The sequence below is a fragment of the Rhodanobacter hydrolyticus genome, assembly GCF_044904645.1.
In genome coordinates this window covers 3,292,637-3,310,709 of sequence record NZ_JADIKK010000008.1, presented here as the reverse complement: position 1 = coordinate 3,310,709, position 18,073 = coordinate 3,292,637, and the positions used below count along the sequence as shown (strand labels likewise).

The window sequence follows — 18,073 nt, the reverse complement described above, 5'->3', positions numbered from 1 at the left end:
TCGCCCTGCACCGCAGGCAACCGCCGTTTCCCCGTCAGTCGTCGCTCTCCGTCGACTGCGTATCGCCATGCACGCCCAACGTGCGCACCTGCAGTTGCTTCCCATCCGGCGTGGCCTCCAGAACCTGCAGGGTGCCGCCCTTGTCGGCACCCTTTGCCATCACCACGGGCGCACCCTGAGCGTCCAGCAGCATGAACATCGTGTTGCCTTTGCCATCGACCATCAGGCCGACACGATCGCGCGCCGTGCCCTTCGGTGTAGTCGGCGCATCCAACCCAAGCGCCACGCGGCCATTGGCCATAGTCGCCATGCCTCCGCGCTCCAAGCCCGTTTCGTCATAGAGAACGACACCCGATACAGGACTCAAGCGCTGGATGCCAGGGCGATCTTGTCCGATCCGAACGCGCACCGTGCCCGCGTCATCCACCGCATAGATGCGATGCACCCGTATCTCACGCTGCACGATGCCGCCTACGCCGTACCAGGCGAGGAACATCGCTACCACCAGCAACAACAGGCCAACCATGCCCCAGCGCGCGCGTCGCAACGAACGCTCGAGCCGGGCCAAACGCACTTCAACGGCTTCCGACGGTACGGAATTCATGCACGTTCCTTTGTGGGTGTGGGGTGCGCCGACGCTAGCATCCGGCCGGGTCCGCCGACAATCACCCGGCCTGTCGAAAACCTGTCAGTCCGTTCGTCGATCCATGGAAGACCGCCACTATGGCCCAGCCCCACAAAGGAAATTTCATGAGCCTGCTGCTCTACATGCACCCGCTGTCCTCGTTCTGCCACAAGGTGCTGATCGCCTTGTACGAGAACGACACGCCGTTCGAGCCACGCATGGTGCGGCTGGACGACGAAGCTTCGCGCGAGGATTTCCGCAAGGTGTGGCCGATCCTGCGCTTCCCGGTGCTGCGCGACGAAACGCGCGGCCGCACCGTGCCGGAGTCCAGCATCATCATCGAATACCTGGCGCTGCACTATCCGGGGCGCACGACGCTGGTGCCGATCGGTCCGCAAGCTGCGCTGGCCGTGCGCGAGCGCGACCGCTTCTTCGACCTTTACCTGCACGTGCCCACGCAGAAAATCATTACCGACCGCATGCGCCCCGAGGGCGGCCACGACCCGATTGGCGTGGACCAGGCACGTACGCAGCTGCGCACGGCATATGCGCTGCTCGATCAGGAGATGAGTCAGCGCACCTGGGCAGCAGGCAACGAGTTCACCATGGCCGACTGCGCGGCCGCACCGCCGCTGTTCTACTCCGCGTGGGCGGAGCCGGTGGACGACTTCCCGCATATCGCCGCTTATCGGCAGCGGCTGATGGAGCGGCCGTCCTTCGCCCGCGCGTTGCGCGAGGCGGAGCCGTACCTGCAGTTCGTGCCGAAGGCCTAACGGCAGGAGCGCACCCTGTGCGCAAATGCCTTGATGCCCGACCAGAGCAAAAGCATTCGCGCACAGGGTGCGCTCCCATAAAGATTTTCAGCCCAGTGCCAGCACGTCGCCCAGCAATGCCTGTGCGGTGACCTCCGGCCCCGCACCCGGCCCCTGGATCACCAGCGGCTGCGTGTGGTAGCGGGTGGTGGTGAGCGCGAACTGATTGTCGGTGCCATAGAGGCGTGCGGCGGGATGCTCGGCCGGCACCTCGACCAGGCCTACGCGCGCATGGCCGCGCTGGTTGAGCCTTGCGAGGAAGCGCAGCACGTTGCCACGCGCCTTGGCTTCGGCATGGAGGGTGGCGAGCGGTTCGTCGAGTTCTTCGAGACGGGCGAGGAATTCCCCGGTATCGATGGCGCGCAGCGGTTCGGGCACCAGGCTTTCCACCTGTACCTCGTCCCAGCCCAGCGCGAAGCCGGCGTTGCGGGCGATGATGAGCAGCTTGCGCGCCACGTCCTCGCCGGAAAGGTCGGCGCGCGGATCGGGCTCGGTGTAACCACGCTCGCGCGCCTCGCGCAGCAATGCGGAGAACGGACGGCTGCCGTCGTAGCCGTTGAACAGGTAACTGAGCGAGCCGGAGAACACGCCTTCCAGCGTGAGCAGGGCATCGCCGCACTGGCGCAGGCGGCGCAGGGTGGAGAGTACCGGCAGGCCTGCTCCCACGGTGGCGGAATCGCCGTAGCGCGCGCCGTTGGCCAGTGCGGCCTGCAATGTCCGCCAGCCGGGCAGCTCGCCGCCACCGAGCGACTTGTTGGCGGTGACCACGTGATAGCCCTGCGCCAGCCATTCCGCGTGGCGCGCAGCGAGCGCAGTGCTGGCGGTGGCGTCCACGATCACCTTGGTCGCCGCATCGCTGGCGGCCAGCGCGGCGAGCAGGACTGCGTCGTCGCGCTGCGCGCCAGTGCTCTTGAGTTGCTCGCGCAGGTTGCGCTCGGCGAGCTTGGCGGGCTCGGTCTGCTGGCGGCGCGAATTGGCTGCGCCTACCAGGTGCAGCGAAGCGGCGGCCGGCGTGTTGAGCAGCTTGAGGAAGGCACCGCCGACCACGCCGGTGCCCAGCAGCACCACCGCGATCGCGAATGCCTGCTCGCGTTTCGCTGCAGGCATGGTCTCGACCAGCACCGCGCTCACGCACCCACCGCACGTTTGGATTTGCCCGCGGCCACGGCGCGCGCCAGCCCGGCATCGAGGTCGCGCAGCAGATCGTCGCCGTCCTCGATGCCCACCGACACGCGCAGCAGCGTGTCGGCGATGCCGGCCTTGCGGCGCGCTTCCGGCGCCATCGCGGCATGGGTCATGGTGGCCGGATGCGCGACCAGGCTTTCCACGCCACCCAGCGACTCGGCCAGCGAGAAGTACTCCAGCCCGTCGACGAAGGCGGCGATCTGTGCCTCGTCACCGTCCAGCTCGAAGCTGAGCATGGCACCGAAGCCCTGCTGCTGGCGCGCGGCCAGCGCGTGGTACGGGTTGGACGCAAGACCCGGGTAGTACACCTTGCGCACAGCGGCATGGCCGTCCAGGTGCGCTGCGATGCGCTCGGCGTTCTCCTGGTGCTGGCGCAGACGCACGCCCAGCGTGCGCAGGCCGCGCAGGGTGAGGTAGCTGTCGAACGGCGCGCCGGTAAGGCCATTGCAGTTGCCCCACCACTTGAGCTGCTCGGCCAGCTCCGGCGTGCGCGCCACCACGGCGCCGCCCACCACGTCGCTGTGGCCGTTGATGTACTTGGTGGTGGAATGCACCACCACGTCGGCGCCCAGCACCAGCGGCTGCTGCAGCGCGGGCGAGAGGAAGGTGTTGTCCACCACCACCAGCGCGCCGGCGGCGTGCGCGGCCTGCGCCACATGACGGACGTCGGTGATGCGCAGCAAGGGATTGGACGGCGTTTCCACCCATACCAGCGCGGGTTTGGCGGCAAGGCCGGCCGCCAGCGCGGCGGGATCGGTGAGGTCGGCGAACTGCACCGCGAAGCGGCCCTTCTTCGCCCAGGCGTCGAGGATGCGCCAGGTGCCGCCGTAGCAATCGTGCGCAGCCAGCACCGTGGCGCCGGCCGGCACCAGCTCCAGCGCCAGCGCCACCGCGGCCATGCCGCTGGCGGTGACCACCGCGCCCGCACCCTGCTCCAGTTCGGCCAGGGCGTTCGCCAGCAGGTCGCGCGTGGGATTGCCGCTGCGCGAGTAGTCGTAGGGCCGCTTGCGACCGAAACCTTCGAAGCTGTAGTTGGTGGACAAGTGGAGCGGCGGCACCACCGCACCGTGCTGGGTGTCGCTCTCGATGCCGGCGCGCACTGCGCGGGTGCTGGGGGCCGTGTTTTCGCTCATGGTGTTCTCCGGAATCCGATACTTGGCTATGTGTGTCTCAGCGCAGGGCTTCGCGCAGCAGCGGCGCGAGTTGCTCCGGCTCCTTGAGGAAGGCGTCGTGGCCATAGGGCGACTCCACCACTTCGAGCGTGGCCGGGCCGCGCAGGCGGCGCTGCAGTTCGCAGAGGTCGGCCAGAGGCACCAGGCGATCCGACGGGAAGCCGATCAGGGTGGTCGGCAACGGCACCTGCTCGGGCTTCACGTCGTGCAGGTCGATGGATTCGGACAGCGCAAGGAAGCGGTCGGCATCGAAGCGCTCCACGAAGCGGCGCCCCTGGTGCTCGAGGTAGTCCTCGACCGGGAAATGGAACCGCTCGCCGCGCCATTCCGGCTCGCCGGCGAAGCGCCGGCCGAATTCGGCGCTGCCGCGGTAGGTGGTGATGGCGAGCTGGCGCGCCAGCGCCAACGCCTCGTCCAGCTGGCCGCTGGACTGGCCGAGCCGCACGATGCCGCGCTGCACGCTGCGTTGCGCGGTGGAAAGCGGATGAGCCCGGTGCGCGCCGGCCAGCAGCACCAGGCGGTCGGTGCGCTGCGGGTGCCGGGCCGCAAAAGCCAGGCCGACCATCGCGCCATAGGAGGAACCCACGAAGGCATGCGTCTTGACGATGCCCAGCGCGTCGAGCAGCGCGGCCAGTGCATCGGCCTGGTCCTCGCTGGAAATGGTGGTGGTACCCAGCTCCACTGGGGTGAGCCAGTCGATGGCCAGGACACGGAAGCGGACCAAGTCGATCGCCGCGTCCTCGGCCACCAGTGACTGCCACCAGCCCGCCGTGGTTCCGGTCGGCGCGGTGACGTCACGGTTCGCGGAAATGCCGCCCTGCACGATCACGGTGGGCGCATCCGGCGCACCACACCACAGGTAGTGCACGTCGACCTCGCGCGGGCCGTTGCCGTGCTTCGGGCTGAGCGTCAGCCGCCGCGTGCTGCGCTGCGCGCCGAGCGCGCGCGGCGCCACGGACGGGCCGACCACGTCGCTGGTACAAGGAATACAGGTTTCGGGCTGCGGCTGGCTCATGCGTCTCTCCGTTCGGCATCGCCTGCGGATGCCGGAGAGGAGCCCCGCGCGATACGGCAAGACGCCGCTGCGCAAGCTGCCCATCTGCCGGGGCGCCTTCGCGCCACCGCAGGAGTTGGCACCGTCGCGGAACATTCCGCAGGTTGCCCCGGCTTCAAAGGGCCTGTCCCTCAGCCGGTCTCGATGAGTACGACGGATTCTGCAATATGACTTTCCTTCATGTCAATAGACGTCTAAACGTCTGGACGTTCATATGTCCATTTGTGACCGAAGCTTTTCGTTCGCACGAAGAGAACTTCTTCTCCCGAGAAAGGCGACGCGAAACAGTGGCTCGGACTTGCCGCATTGCCTCGTCCCGCCCGACCGCTCACCCGGCTACCGCCACCCTCCCTGAGGGAGAGGAATCCACCGGCAAACGCAAGGATTTGCCCGCGTTCCGCCACGCACCAGCCAGTGCCGCTTCATGCGCAAACTGTTAGTTTGCGCGGATGGACCTCCCCAACCCATCCGATTTGCATGCAGCGCTGCAGCACGAAGGCTTCGCCTTCCTCACCGCCGACGCGATGCACGGCCTGCTGGACGCAGCCACGCTGGACGACTGGCCCGCATTTGCCGCGAGCTGGAACACGCTGGGCGATGACGGCTACCTGGCCGCGCGCGGCCGCCTTCGCCGGCGCCGGCATGCCGTGTTCACCGCCGACGCCACCACCGGCGCAATCATCCGCGAACCCAACCAGCCGCATTACCAGAGCCTCGCCTACAACGCCCTGCAGGGAGGCATCGAGCGCTGGTTCGAACCGGTGGAACCGGCCATCGCGGGCAGCAGTAGCCTGCGGCGCATCCTTGCGTTTTGTCGCGACAACTTCGGTGCGCTGGCGCCGGATGTGCGGACCTGGCGCATCGAGACGCACCAGTTCCGCATCGAGGCACGCGCCGACGCCGCCGGCGAACCCACGCCCGAGGGCGTTCACCGCGACGGCGTGGACTATGTCCTGGTACTGCTGATCGACCGCGAGAACATCGAGCGCGGCACCACCACCATCCACGCACCGGATGGCCGCGAACTGGGCCAGTTCACCCTCGTCCATGCTTTCGACGCGGCCCTGCTGGATGACCACCGCGTATTCCACGGCGTTACCCCGGTGGTGCCGAAGGATCCCATGCAGGCCGCGCACCGCGACGTGCTGGTGGTGACGTTCAAGGCAGCCTGACCCCACATCCCACGCAAGGACCAACATGTCGCCACGCTTCCCGAAACGCGCCTTCGCGCTCGCCGTACTACTGCTCGCCGCGCAAGCCACGTTCGCCCAGACCCCTGCCACCGTGCAACTGCAGGATCTCACCTGGACCGAAATCCGCGACCAGGTCCATGCCGGGAGGACCACCCTCATCATTCCCATCGGCGGCACGGAGCAGAGCGGTCCCTACATCGCGGTGGGCAAGCACAACCGGCGCGCCACCGTGCTGGCCGAGCGGATCGCGCAAAAGCTCGGCAATGCGCTGGTGGCGCCGACCGTCGACTACGTGCCCGAGGGCAGCTATGCGCCGCCAAGTTCGCACATGCGCTTTCCCGGCACCATCACCATCCCCGACGCCACTTTCGAGCAACTGCTCGCATCGGCCGCGAACAGTTTTGCTGTGCACGGCTTCCGCAACATCGTCTTTCTCGGTGACCACGGCGGTTACCAGAAGGATCTGCAACGCGTAGTGGCGCAACTCAACAAACAATGGGCCGGTACGCAAGCGCGCGCCTTCGTGCCGCCGGAGTACTACGAGGCAAGCTCCACCGGATATGCGCAAATCCTGCGCCAGCACGGCGTCCGCGACGACGAGATCGGCACCCACGCAGGGCTGGCCGACACCTCGCTGCAACTGGCGGTGGCCCCGCAGATGGTGCGGCTGGATGGCCTGCGCGGTGCGCCGAAGCTCGGCGCCGCCGATGGCGTGTATGGCGGCGATCCGCATCGTTCCAGCGCCGCGTTGGGCCAGCTCGGCGTCGACGCCATCGTGACGCGCACTGTCGAGGCGATCCGCAAGGACACGTCTGAGCGATAATGCCCGATCCGCTTTTCCCCATTCCCGCAGCGAACCGATCATGACCCGACACACCCATCGTCTTCCCCGCCTCGCCCTGATCGCTGGCGCCCTTGTTGGCCTCTGCGCTTCCGCCGTCGCCGTGGCCCAGTCGGTCACCACCGTGCCGGGCATGCCGCGCGTGGTGAATGCCGCCGACATGTACAGCCAGGCGGGTTACAACATGTTCAGCCCGGCAGTGGCCGGTGCGCTGCCGCGCATCTACGTGCCGAACCTGCGCGGCAACAGCGTCAGCGTGATCGACCCTGCCACCTACAAGGTGATCGATACCTTCCCCGTCGGCCGCAGCCCGCAGCACGTGGTGCCTTCGTGGGATCTCAAGACACTGTGGGTCACCAACAATTCCGAAGGCCGCAACAACGGCAGCCTCACCCCGATCGACCCGAAGACCGGCAAGCCGGGCGCGGCGATTCCGGTGGACGACCCGTACAACATGTACTTCTCGCCCGACGGCAAGCTCGCCATCGTGGTGGCCGAGGCGCATGCGCGCCTGGATTTCCGCGATGCGCACACGATGGCGCTGAAGTTCAGCATCGAGGCGCCGGAATGCAAGGGCATCAACCACGCGGACTATTCGATTGACGGCCGCTACGCGATCTTCACCTGCGAGTTCGGCGGCAAGCTGGTCAAGATCGACATGGTCAACCACAAGGTGCTCGGCTACCTCGACCTCGACAAGCACGGCATGCCGCAGGACATCCGCGTCTCGCCCGACGGCAAGGTGTTCTATGTCGCCGACATGATGGCCGACGGCGTGTTCCTGATCGACGGGGACAGCTTCACCAAGATCGGCTTCATCAAGACCGGCATCGGCACGCATGGTGAATATCCGAGCCGCGACGGCACCAAGCTCTACGTCGCCAACCGCGGCTCCAACAAGGTGCACGGCCCGCGCGGCGGCAAGGGCAGCGTGTCGGTGATCGATTTCGCCACGCGCAAGGTCGTCGCCAACTGGCCGATCCCCGGCGGCGGCAGCCCGGACATGGGCAACGTCAGCGCGGACGGCAAGACGCTGTGGCTGTCCGGCCGCTTCGATGATGTGGTCTACGCCTTTGATACCGCCACCGGCGCGGTGCGCAAGATCAAGGTCGGCGCCGAGCCGCACGGTCTGGCGGTGTGGCCGCAGCCGGGCCGCTACTCGCTGGGGCATACCGGTATCATGCGCTGAACCGTGCGGCGCCGTTCCGCGACCCCGTCCGGCCCGGCGCCGTCGCTGCACGCGACCGATGCGCCGCGCATGCTCCCCGTGGTGTGTCATCTGGCGCACCGCGGGGAGATCGCCGAATGAAGGTCATTCGACGCTACCGCTGCGGCCGCTGGCCACCCTGCTCGTCCTGGGCCTGTTCGTTGGCACGGTGCTGACCGATACCGCGCCGCTTGCGCGTGAACTGACCGACACCATGGCGGCATTGCACCATGCGATCGGCATGCCCACGGCGCAGAGCCAACACTAGGCGCCCGCACTCGCCGCCTATCTCGCGGATCAGCTCAAGGCCGGCGGCTTCGACGCCGACGACCTGTAGATCATCCCGGCCGGCGTGACGGCCGCCCTGCTGGCGCGCTGCCGCGGCACCGACCAAGGCAAGAGCATGCGCAAGCCGATCTACCTTTCCGGGCACATGCACGTGGCGGCGGCCAGGCGCAGCGACTGGACGCGCCGGCATCATTCACCAGCACGCGAAGCCGCATTGCCAGCTCCCTACCGCGCACGACGTCAATGTCGGTCACGTGGACGCACGCACCCGCCCTCATTCGCGGAGGCAGCCGAGATGGCGGCGCCAATGCCCCTTGCCGTTCAAACGTTCCATGGTTGCGTCTCCAGCAAAAGCCATGGAAAGCGAGGCACCTAAACGCCTTGCTGTCGACTTATTGCCTGGGCTCGCTCATGGCACCCTGCCCTTCAGCAGCATCGGGAGGCCGAATATCCCCAGGATCGCCCGTTTGAGGCTGCCCAGGCCGCCCAAGGCCAACCCGCCCCGTGCAAGCTAGAATGAGCGGTTAGCTCATCGACTGATGCCTCCTTTATGTCCACTCATCTCGCCGAAACCCGCCGCCGCCGCACCTTCGCCATCGTCAGCCATCCCGACGCGGGCAAGACCACGCTGACGGAAAAGCTGCTGCTGTTCGGCGGCGCGATCCAGATGGCCGGCAGCGTGAAGGGCCGCAAGGCCGCGCGCCACGCCACCTCGGATTGGATGGCGCTGGAAAAGGAGCGCGGCATCTCGGTGACCTCGTCGGTGATGCAGTTCCCGTACGAGGGCAAGATCGTCAACCTGCTCGACACGCCCGGCCATGCCGACTTCTCCGAGGACACCTACCGCGTGCTCACCGCGGTGGATTCGGCGCTGATGGTGATCGACTGCGCCAAAGGCGTAGAAGAGCGCACGATCAAGCTGATGGAAGTGTGTCGCCTGCGCGATACGCCCATCATGACCTTCATCAACAAGCTCGACCGCGAGGGCAAGTCGCCGATCGAGCTGCTGGACGAAGTGGAATCCGTGCTTGGCATCGCCTGCGCGCCGCTGACCTGGCCCATCGGCATGGGCAAGCGCCTGAAGGGCGTGTACCACCTGCTGCTCGACGAGGTGCACCTGTTCGAGCAGGGCAAGAACTTCACGCGGCAGGACTCCACCATCTTCAAGGGCCTCGATGCACCGGGCCTCGAAGCAGCCCTCGGCAGCGAGGCCCTGGCCGAACTGCGCGAAGAACTGGAGCTGGTGCAGGGCGCCGCGCCCTCGTTCGACCTGGACGACTACCTCGCCGGCAAGCTCACGCCGGTGTTCTTCGGTTCGGCGGTGAACAACTTCGGCGTGCAGTTGCTGCTGGACTTCTTCGTCGAGCACGCGCCAGCACCGCGCGCCCGCGCCACCATCACGCGCGAAGTGCAGCCTGAAGAGGAGAAGCTCACCGGCTTCGTGTTCAAGATCCAGGCCAACATGGATCCGGCGCACCGCGACCGCGTGGCCTTCATGCGCGTGTGCTCGGGCACCTACAGCGCCGGGATGAAGATGATCCAGACGCGCACGAACAAGGAGGTGCGCATCGCCAACGCGCTCACCTTCATGGCCAGCGACCGCGAGATCGTGGAAACCGCGTATCCCGGCGACGTGATCGGCCTGCACAACCACGGCACCATCTCCATCGGCGACACCTTCACCGAGGGCGAGCCGGTCTCCTTCACCGGCATCCCCAACTTTGCGCCGGAGCTGTTCCGCCGCGCGCGCCTGCGCGATCCGCTGAAGATGAAGGCGCTGCAGAAAGGCCTGGCGCAGCTGTCCGAGGAAGGCGCCACGCAGTTCTTCCGTCCGCTGATGTCGAACGACCTGATCCTCGGTGCGGTGGGCGTGCTGCAGTTCGACGTGGTGGCCTACCGCCTCAAGGACGAGTACGGCGTGGATGCCGCGTTCGAACCGGTGACCGTGTCCACCGCGCGCTGGGTGCACTGCGACGACGCGAAGAAGCTGGAAGAGTTCCGTGAGAAGAACGCCATGAACCTGGCCATCGATGCTGCAGGCGAACTGGTCTATCTCGCGCCTTCGCGGGTGAACCTGCAGCTGGCGCAGGAGCGCTCGCCCGCGGTGCGCTTCTCGGCCACGCGCGAGCATGCGACGTCAGTGGAAATGTAAGTCCCGCCCTTCCCGTGGTTCGCGCTGGCAGCTGTTTATGCGCCGGCCACGGAAGAAGGCCACGTCCGGGGGCTGATGGATGGACCTGGCGTCGAGGAACACGGAGTGGACGCCCGTCCATGGCCGGATAATGCAGCATGCATACGGGGAGGCGGCCCAGGTCCTGTACGCCACCTCGTAGCAGCCACCTGCGGCTGCGCGTGGCGGAAGTCACGCAGACGGGACACCGTACGCCAGTTAGGCTCTGCGGCACCTCATCCCATGGATCGCACGCATGAATGCCACGCCAACGCTCGCCTACGTCACGCCGGCCACACCGCCAGCCTGGAAGCGCTGGCTGGTGTGCTCGCCGCTGGCGCGCATCGTGATCTTCATGGCGCTCTTCCTCGTGCTGAACCGATCGGCTGCGGCGCTCGTCCATCTGCTCATGCAGGGCATGGCCAAGACGCCGATGACCTCGGCACTGACCTATCTCGCGGTTGCCATGCTTCCGGCGATCGTCACCTACCTGTTCCTGACCCTCGTGGTCGAACGCCGCAAGCCGGCTGAGCTGGCGCTGCGGCGCTGGCCCGATGTATTCCGCGGCCTGCTCGCGGGCGGCCTGCTGTTCAGCACCGTGGTGGGCGTGCTCTGGCTGCTGGGCAGCTATCACGTCGTCGGCTTCAACCCCCACGCCGACTGGCTGCCGCCTCTGCTGGTCGCCGGCATCGGCGCAGGCATCACCGAGGAGATCCTGTTCCGCGGCGTGCTGTTCCGCGTCGTGGAGGAAGGCCTGGGCACCTGGGCTGCGCTGCTGATCTCCGCGCTGTTCTTCGGCTTCGCCCATGCCGCCAACCCAGGCGCCACCGTGTGGAGCTCGACGGCCATCGCGATCGAGGCAGGCCTGCTGTTCGGCCTGCTCTACCACGCCACCCGCTCGCTGTTGCTCTGCATGGGCCTGCACGCAGCCTGGAACTTCTGCCAGGGCACCGTCTACGGCATCCCGGTCTCCGGCCTGAAGGCCGATGGCTGGCTGGTGTCCACGCGCACGGGGCCGGACTGGCTCAGCGGCGGCGTGTTCGGCGCCGAGGCTTCCGTGGTGGCGCTGACGCTGTGCCTGCTGTGCTCGGCGGCGCTGCTGGCCGTCGCCTTGCGACGGCACTCGCTGGTGCCCCCCTTCTGGCGTCGACGCTAAGCCCAAACGGGCGCCCGTCTATGGCTGGGCGCCCGTAGCGGTTACCCTGTGCGCAGCAGTAGGCCCGCGCACGGCAGGGACGTGCGACGGTCAGTTCCTCGACACGTTCGGCGACACGACCATGCCAGCGACGACACCTACGAAGCCCCGAAAAAAGTACTCCTGGCTGGCAAACCAGCCGATCCAACGCAAGATCCAGCTGGCCATCGTGCTATTGCTTGGCGTGCCGCTGGTCGCCAACCTGCTCACGCTGGATTCGCTGCGCCAGCAGGATGTGGCGCGGCACTGGTACGTGCATACCTACTCGGTGCTGCAGCAGATCGACGATATCCGCCATGCGACCAAGACCGCCCAGGTCAGCATCCGCGGCTACCTGCTCGACCAACGCGCCGACGAGCGCAACGCCTACCTCTCCAACATGCAGGAATATGCGGGGCTTGCGCACCACCTGCGCGCGCTGACTGCTGACAACCCGCTGCAGCAGGTGCGCATCGATCGGCTCGACAACCTGGTGGCGCAATGGATCCAGGAGGTGAATGTCGGGGTATTCACGCCGTTGAAGAACCTCGGGACGCTGGATCCGGCGCAACAGCCCGCGCAAAGGCAGCACATCCAGGCCGACTACATCGAGCACCGTACCGTGCAGGCCACCGACGTCCTTACCCTGCTTGATCAAATGAGCGCCAGCGAGCAGGACCTGCTGTCCAGCCGCACCGCGCGCCTGGACAGCCTGATGACGCGCACCCGCGTGATCGACGGCGTATTCACGCTGATCATGTTGCTGCTGGGCGGAATGGTGGTTTCGCTGTGCTTCCGCCTAATCACCCGGCCGCTGCGACGCATCACGGATCAGATGAGCCGGCTCGCCACGCACGACCACAGCGTCGAGATCCGCCAGCTGGAACGCGGCGACGAGATCGGCGAGATCGCCCGCGCGCTGCAGGTGTTCAAGGAAATGGCGATCGCGACAAGCGACAACGCCCTGCTGAAGAGCCAGGTCGCGGCGATCTCGCGGCAACTGCAGGAAGCAACCAGTCACCGCGAGTACGCCGAGCGGCTGACCGGCGAGCTGATGCCCCTGCTCAAGGCCGGCCTTGGCCTGCTCTATCTGCACGATGAAACCAGCAGGCGGCTCGACCTGATCGGCAGCTACGGCCTGCGGCTCGGCGCCAATCCCGCCGTGCACTATCTGCCGGGCGAAGGTCTGGTCGGCCAGTGCGCGCAGAGCCATCGCTCCATCGAACTGGACCAATTGCCGGACGACTACCTGCGCATCGATTCCGGCACCGGCAGCGCACTGCCGCGCCACCTGGTGATCCTGCCTGTGCTGCTGCGCGACCGCCTGATCGGTGTCCTGGAATTCGCCAGTTTCGAAGCCCCGACCGCATTGCATCGACAATTGCTGGAACAGCTGCTGCCGATGGTTGCCCTCTCGCTGGACAACCTCAGCCGAGCCGTCCGCACCCAGTATCTGCTCGAACAGACCCAGGAGCAGGCCGACCAGCTGCGACTCAGCAGCATCACCATGCGCCAGCAGCAGCAGGCCCTGCGCGAATCGCACGACACCTTGCATGCGAAGACCCTGGAACTTGAGGAGCAGTCGCAGCGCCTGCTGGTCTCCGAGGAGGAATTGCGAGTGCAGGCGGAGGAGTTGCAGGCCTCGAACGAGGAGCTGCGCCTGCAGAGCGACACCTTGCACGAACAGAAGCGGACACTTGAGGCGCTGCAGGCGGAGACCGCCGAGACGGCTCACGAGTTGGCGCGCGCCAGCCAGTACAAGAGCGAGTTCCTCGCCAACATGTCGCATGAATTGCGCACGCCGCTGAACAGCCTGCTGATCCTTTCGCGCAGCCTGGCTGAGAACCCGGGCGGCAGACTGGATAGCGAGGAGGTCGAGTCGGCGCAGATCATCCACGACGCGGGAAGCAGCCTACTGCGCCTGATCAACGACATCCTCGACCTGTCCAAGATCGAGGCTGGCAAGATGGAACTGGCGCTGTGCGACTACGCGCTGGAAGACCTCGCCCGTAGCCTGCGCCGCAACTTCGATCACGTGGCCCGCGACAAACGGCTGGACTTCGGCGTGCAGCTGGCCGAGGGATTGCCCGCAAGCATCCATACCGATCCGGGCAAGCTTGAGCAGATCATCAACAACCTGCTGGCCAACGCCTTCAAGTTCACCGCTTCCGGATCGGTGCAGGTGCGCATCGACAGGCCAACCGCCGATCTGCCACTTCCCGCGTTGCTCACCGGAACGCCGTTGCTGGCGATAAGCGTGACCGATACCGGGATCGGCATTCCCGCGGAAAAGCTGGAAAAGGTGTTCGCCGCGTTCGAACAGGTCGATTCCAGCACCAGCCGGCAATATGGCGGCACCGGGCTGGGCCTGAGCATCTCGCGGCGCATGGCTGCCTTGTTCGGCGGCGACATCGTGTTGCGCAGCGAGAGCGGCAAAGGCAGTGAATTCACCCTGCTGCTGCCCGAACACAGCGCGTCCGCCACGTCGACGGCGGCCGTGGAACCATCGACAGCACCACCCATTCGGCCGCTGCCGAATCCGTCGCTGCTGCCGGGCAACCTGCCCGACGACCGCGAACGCCTCGCTCCCGGCGAGACCTCGATCCTGATCGTGGAGGACGATCTTCCGTTCGCGCGGATCCTCGCCGACATGGTGCGCCAGAAGGGCTACCCCATGCTGCTCGCCACCGATGGCGAGAGCGGGCTGGAGCTGGCCCGTCGTTACCGCCCCCTGGGCATCCTGCTCGACGTGATGTTGCCGGGCATCGACGGCTGGACCGTGGCCGAGCGGCTGCAGGCCGATCCGGCCACGCGCTCCATTCCGGTGCATTTCCTGTCGGCTGCCGACGACGCCGAGCACAGCCGCGAACTGGGTGCGGCGGGTTTCCTCACCAAGCCGGTCAGCCGCGAGCAGATCAACGGCGCGGTGGATCGCCTGCTGCATGTGGCGCGCGACCGCGCACGCCGTCTGCTGGTGGTCGAGGACAATGCCACCGAGCGCCGCGCCTTGCACAGTCTGTTGCAGCAGGATCGCGTCGAGATCGACGAGGCGGACTCCGCCGAACAGGCGCTGGAGCAGCTCGCGCACAATACCTACGACTGCATCGTGCTGGATCTCGGCCTGCCTGGCCTCTCCGGCATGGAGCTGCTGGAACGCCTCGCCGCCAGCGGCAGCGTGCCGCCGGTGGTGATCTATTCCGGCCGCGATCTCAGCCGCGAGGAAAGCCTGCGCATCCGCCAGTACACCGACAGCATCGTGATCAAGGGGGCGCGTTCGCCGGACCGGCTGCTGGACGAGGTCAGCCTGTTCCTGCACCGCATACGACAGGAGCCATCTGCTGGCGCCATCGACGCCACCGACGGGCTGCGGGGTCACCAGTTGCTGCTGGTGGACGACGACATGCGCAACCTGTTCGCGCTGTCGAAGGTGATGCGCGGCTGGGGCCTCAAGGTCAGCATGGCGCAGGACGGCCCCAGGGCACTGCGCATGCTGGACGAGGAAGACGCGCTGGAACTCGTGCTGATGGACATCATGATGCCGGGCATGGACGGCTACGAGGCGATCCGGCAGATCCGTGCCCAGCCGCGCTTCGCGCAACTGCCGATCATCGCGCTCACCGCCAAGGCCATGCGTGGCGACCGCGAGCACTGCCTTGCGGCTGGCGCGAACGACTATCTCTCCAAGCCGGTCGACCTCGACAGGCTCAACTCGATGATCCGCGTCTGGCTGCGCCGCTGAGCAATGAGTCACGTGCTGGACGAAATCGAGCTGGAAGGCATCGAACTGGATCTGTTCGTGGAGGCGATGCGCCGACGCCACGGCTATGACTTCAGTCAGTACGCGCCGGCTTCTCTGCTGCGCCGCGCGCGCTTGCTGGCCGAACGGCACGGCGGCGGTTCGATCAGCGCGCTCATCCATCGCCTGCTGCACGAACCGGAGCTACTGCCGCAGCTGCTGGAAGGATTGTCGGTACCGGCCTCGGACATGTTCCGGGATCCTTCCGTATTCCATGCGCTGCGCGAGCAGGTGCTGCCGATGCTCGCCTCGCACCCGCAGATCAATATCTGGCAGGCGGGCTGCGCACACGGCGAGGAGGTGTATTCGCTGGCGATCCTGCTGGAGGAAGCCGGACTGTACGAACGCAGCCAGATTTTCGCCACCGACCTCAGCACGCGCGCACTGGAGCGTGCGCACGAAGGCATCTATCCGCTGCGCTCCGCGCAGCAGTGGTCGCGCAACTATGTGGCGGCCGGCGGCCTCCATTCGTTTTCCAACTACTGCAGCGCGCGCTACGGCCTGCTCAAGCTCGACCGGCGGCTGCGTCGCAACGTCACGTTCGCCCAGCACAACCTGACGGCCGACGAGATGTTCTGCGAGGCGCAGCTGGTGTTGTGCCGCAATGTGCTGATCTATTTCACGAACCCGCTGCAGCAGCGCTGCCTTGCGCTGTTCCGCGACTCGTTGGTGCGCGACGGCTTCCTTTGCCTGGGGCTGCGCGAGCGCCCGGGTGCGGCCGCGGCCGAAGCCGACTTCGCGCCCGTCGATGCCAACCTGCGGATCTACCGGCGCGGCGCGGCCATGTCGGGACGACGGCTGTGAAACGCATGGCGGCGATCGTGCTGGGCGGCTCCGCCGGCGGCACCGAAGCGCTGAAGGCAGTCCTGGGCGGACTTGATCCACGCCTGCCGCAGGCGGTGCTGGTCTGCTGCCACACCGGCTCGGAAACGGTGGAACTGCTCTGCGAGATGCTGGGACATGTCTCGCAGCTGCCGGTGATCGAGGCGGGGGAGCGTGAGCCGGTACGCGGTGGCGTGGTGCAGGTCGCACCTGCCGGCTACCACTTGTTGGTGGAGCGCGATTTCCATTTCACGCTGTCGGCCGATCCACGCGTCAACCTTTCACGGCCCTCGATTGACGTCCTCTTCGCCTCCGCTGCCGCAGCATGGCGAAGCGCCCTGATCGGCGTGGTACTCAGCGGAGCGAACGCCGACGGTGCCGAGGGCATGTGGGAGTTGCGCCGGCTGGGAGGCTGCGCCATCGTGCAGTCGCCGGACAGCGCCCTGGCGCGCGTGATGCCACAAGCTGCCATCGATCGCGCCGGCACCGACCATTGCGTACCCTTGGATGCGATCGCTCCCCTGCTCAACCGGCTATGCCTGCCATGAACGACAAGCGTCCGAAGCTCCTGATCGTCGACGACACCCACGCCAACCTCGTGGCGATGCGCCGCCTGCTCGGCGACTGCGGCGCGGAGCTGATCGAAGCGACGAGCGGCAGCGAGGCGCTGGCCCTGTGCCTGGAGCACTCGTTCGCGCTGATCCTGCTCGACGTGAACATGCCCGACATGGATGGTTTCGAAGTCGCCTCCCTGCTCGGCGATGCCGAGCAGCTGCGTGACACGCCCATCATCTTCGTTACTGCCGCGTATGCCGATGACCAAAACCGCCTGAAGGGTTACCGCTCCGGCGCGGTGGATTACATCGCCAAACCGGTCAACGACACCATCCTGCGCTCGAAAGTGCGCGTGTTCCTCGACCTCTACAACGCGCGCATGCAGCTGCAGCAGACGCTGGGCGAACTTTCCGAGCGCAACCACCAACTGCGGGAAGAGATCGCCGAGCGCCAGCGCGTCGAGGCCCAGGTGCGCCACCAGGCCACCCACGACATCCTCACCGGCCTGCCGAACCGCGCGCTGTTCCACGAGCGCCTGCTCGAGGCCATCGCGAACTCCCCGAGTGGCCGCGGCTTCGCGTTGGCCATGCTGGACATCGACGGCTTCAAGGCAGTCAACGACACCCACGGCCATCCCGTCGGCGACGCCCTGCTGAAGGCCATCGCAGAACGCCTGCGCGGGTGCGTGCGCGCCGGCGACACGGTGGCGCGGCTGGGCGGTGACGAATTCGCGCTGGTCCTTGAAGACGCGATGGAACTGTCGCTGCTGCTCCAGCGCTGCCAGCAACTGTGCGATACGCTCGCCCTGCCCTATACCTTGCCCGGACCGTCCGGCGAGGTGACGGCCCGGGTCAGCGCCAGCATCGGCATCGCGGTGTGGCGCACCGATACGCCGTCGGACGAGGCGCTTATCCAGAGTGCCGATCGGGCGCTCTACGAGGCCAAACGGGCGGGCAAGAACCGCTGCCTGCTCGATGTGGCGCACGCTGCCTAAGGCGCCTCATCCCTGGGTCGCAGCGACAGCCATATCTCGATGGGTGCACGGGACGCTTCCGTGCTTGCGTCGTCGCGCACCCGCACCGCCACCGGCCACGCATAACCGTTGCCGAGCTCGGCAGAGGCCAGCGATCAGCGATCGCTGATCGCGATTTTGCAACGCCCCGGCCCCAGCGCCACAAC

Annotated in this window: 15 protein-coding genes and 1 riboswitch; of the genes, 11 read left to right on the top strand and 4 right to left on the bottom strand. The window is 66.8% G+C overall.

Features of this window, described 5'->3' with window-relative positions; translation table 11 throughout:
* Positions 1-34: 34 nt before the first annotated feature.
* Positions 35-604 carry a hypothetical protein gene (locus tag ISP25_RS17415; protein ID WP_404615687.1) on the bottom strand — a complete coding sequence of 190 codons (570 nt, stop codon included), beginning with the start codon at positions 602-604 and terminating at the stop codon, positions 35-37.
* Positions 605-750: 146 nt separating this feature from the next.
* Here ISP25_RS17415 and ISP25_RS17410 point away from each other — a divergent pair, with 146 nt between their 5' ends.
* Positions 751-1,398, top strand: a complete 648-nt coding sequence (locus tag ISP25_RS17410; RefSeq protein WP_404615685.1) for a glutathione S-transferase family protein — start codon at positions 751-753, stop codon at positions 1,396-1,398.
* 87 nt (positions 1,399-1,485) lie between these two features.
* On the opposite strand, the gene ISP25_RS17405 is transcribed toward ISP25_RS17410, so the two are convergent.
* Genes ISP25_RS17405 through metX form a run of 3 tightly spaced genes read right to left on the bottom strand, consistent with a single transcriptional unit; the run spans position 1,486 to position 4,809 of the window.
* A complete protein-coding gene (locus ISP25_RS17405) occupies positions 1,486-2,544 on the bottom strand; it encodes a homoserine dehydrogenase family protein (protein WP_404616339.1) in 1,059 nt (352 codons plus the stop codon).
* Between the two features lie 20 nt (positions 2,545-2,564).
* Positions 2,565-3,755: a cystathionine gamma-synthase gene (gene metB / locus ISP25_RS17400; protein ID WP_404615683.1), complete on the bottom strand. Its 1,191-nt coding sequence runs from the start codon at positions 3,753-3,755 to the stop codon at positions 2,565-2,567.
* Positions 3,756-3,792: 37 nt separating this feature from the next.
* A complete protein-coding gene (gene metX / locus ISP25_RS17395; protein ID WP_404615681.1) occupies positions 3,793-4,809 on the bottom strand; it encodes a homoserine O-succinyltransferase MetX in 1,017 nt (338 codons plus the stop codon).
* 77 nt (positions 4,810-4,886) lie between these two features.
* Positions 4,887-4,999: riboswitch (SAM riboswitch) on the bottom strand.
* Between the two features lie 298 nt (positions 5,000-5,297).
* Here metX and ISP25_RS17390 point away from each other — a divergent pair.
* The 10 genes from ISP25_RS17390 to ISP25_RS17345 all read left to right on the top strand — a co-directional run bounded on the left by ISP25_RS17390 (position 5,298) and on the right by ISP25_RS17345 (position 17,888).
* Positions 5,298-6,020 carry a 2OG-Fe dioxygenase family protein gene (locus ISP25_RS17390; RefSeq protein WP_404615679.1) on the top strand — a complete coding sequence of 241 codons (723 nt, stop codon included), beginning with the start codon at positions 5,298-5,300 and terminating at the stop codon, positions 6,018-6,020.
* A gap of 25 nt (positions 6,021-6,045) precedes the next feature.
* Positions 6,046-6,864 (top strand): creatininase family protein, encoded by an 819-nt coding sequence (locus tag ISP25_RS17385; protein ID WP_404615677.1) that lies wholly within the window; start codon positions 6,046-6,048, stop codon positions 6,862-6,864.
* A gap of 40 nt (positions 6,865-6,904) precedes the next feature.
* Positions 6,905-8,071 carry a YVTN family beta-propeller repeat protein gene (locus tag ISP25_RS17380; RefSeq protein WP_404615675.1) on the top strand — a complete coding sequence of 389 codons (1,167 nt, stop codon included), beginning with the start codon at positions 6,905-6,907 and terminating at the stop codon, positions 8,069-8,071.
* Between the two features lie 58 nt (positions 8,072-8,129).
* Complete coding sequence (locus tag ISP25_RS17375; RefSeq protein ID WP_404615673.1) at positions 8,130-8,357, top strand: hypothetical protein; 228 nt, start codon at positions 8,130-8,132, stop codon at positions 8,355-8,357.
* Positions 8,358-8,927: 570 nt separating this feature from the next.
* Positions 8,928-10,529: a peptide chain release factor 3 gene (locus ISP25_RS17370; RefSeq protein ID WP_404615671.1), complete on the top strand. Its 1,602-nt coding sequence runs from the start codon at positions 8,928-8,930 to the stop codon at positions 10,527-10,529.
* A gap of 274 nt (positions 10,530-10,803) precedes the next feature.
* Positions 10,804-11,703, top strand: coding sequence for a CPBP family intramembrane glutamic endopeptidase (locus tag ISP25_RS17365; RefSeq protein WP_404615669.1), 900 nt, complete (start codon positions 10,804-10,806; stop codon positions 11,701-11,703).
* Positions 11,704-11,824: 121 nt separating this feature from the next.
* The gene (locus tag ISP25_RS17360) at positions 11,825-15,460 is read left to right on the top strand and encodes a response regulator (RefSeq protein WP_404615667.1); all 3,636 of its coding nucleotides are present in this window, start codon (positions 11,825-11,827) and stop codon (positions 15,458-15,460) included.
* A gap of 3 nt (positions 15,461-15,463) precedes the next feature.
* Complete coding sequence (locus ISP25_RS17355; protein ID WP_404615665.1) at positions 15,464-16,321, top strand: CheR family methyltransferase; 858 nt, start codon at positions 15,464-15,466, stop codon at positions 16,319-16,321.
* Between the two features lie 5 nt (positions 16,322-16,326).
* Positions 16,327-16,887, top strand: a complete 561-nt coding sequence (locus ISP25_RS17350) for a chemotaxis protein CheB (RefSeq protein ID WP_404615663.1) — start codon at positions 16,327-16,329, stop codon at positions 16,885-16,887.
* Entirely contained in the window at positions 16,884-17,888 is a 1,005-nt protein-coding gene (locus ISP25_RS17345) for a diguanylate cyclase domain-containing protein (protein WP_192158406.1), read from the top strand. The genes ISP25_RS17350 and ISP25_RS17345 overlap by 4 nt, the downstream gene beginning before the upstream one ends.
* Positions 17,889-18,073 lie beyond the last annotated feature (185 nt).